This window comes from Methylophaga sp. UBA4204, assembly GCF_002379485.1.
Lineage (GTDB): Bacteria > Pseudomonadota > Gammaproteobacteria > Nitrosococcales > Methylophagaceae > Methylophaga.
The window spans coordinates 299-902 of sequence record NZ_DFTU01000028.1 but is presented as its reverse complement, the minus strand read 5'-3'; the positions used below and the strand labels follow the sequence as shown (position 1 = coordinate 902).

Sequence of the window (604 nt, the reverse complement as noted above, 5' to 3'; positions counted from 1 at the left end):
GGCACCGCGATGGGCATCTATTCCAGTGCGCAATTTATTGGCGCTTTTCTGGGCGGTATATTGGGTGGCGTTATATATAGTTTCGGTGATATCAGCTGGATCTTCTGGTCAGCGGGGCTCATTAGTGCAGGTTGGTTAATTATGATGTTGCCGATGCAAGCCCCAAAACATTACAGTAGCCGCATTGTTCCATTAAACGAAGTCACCGCCGAGACTGCTGATGAGTTTGTAGAACGGCTGAATGCAATCAAGGGCGTGGTTGAGATCGTCATAGTGCTGGAAGAGAGGATTGCATACGTCAAATACCTCGCCGATGATGTAGATCTACATGAACTCGAAGCATGTCTGATTTATGCGTAAAATGAACCAAAATTTGAATTAGTAAAGGAATTCACCATGTCAGTAAACAAAGTTATTCTGGTTGGCAGACTCGGGGTTGATCCTGAAAGCCGGGCATTTCCTAATGGTGGTTCGATCTGTAATTTGCGGATTGCGACCTCAGAAAGCTGGCGTGACAAACAAACCGGTGAGCGCCAGGAACGTACCGAATGGCATCGTGTCGTGTTACGTAATAAACTGGGTGAAATCGCTCAGCAATATCTGC

Annotated in this window: 2 protein-coding genes; both read left to right on the top strand. The window is 46.5% G+C overall.

Going from position 1 to position 604, the window contains the following annotated elements; all coding sequences use genetic code 11:
• A partial coding sequence (locus B3182_RS03365; protein WP_292751545.1) for an MFS transporter occupies window positions 1-360 on the top strand: 360 nt, incomplete at its 5' end.
• Window positions 361-396: 36 nt separating this feature from the next.
• On the top strand, window positions 397-604 hold a 208-nt coding region (ssb, locus tag B3182_RS03360), incomplete at its 3' end, for a single-stranded DNA-binding protein (RefSeq protein WP_292751543.1).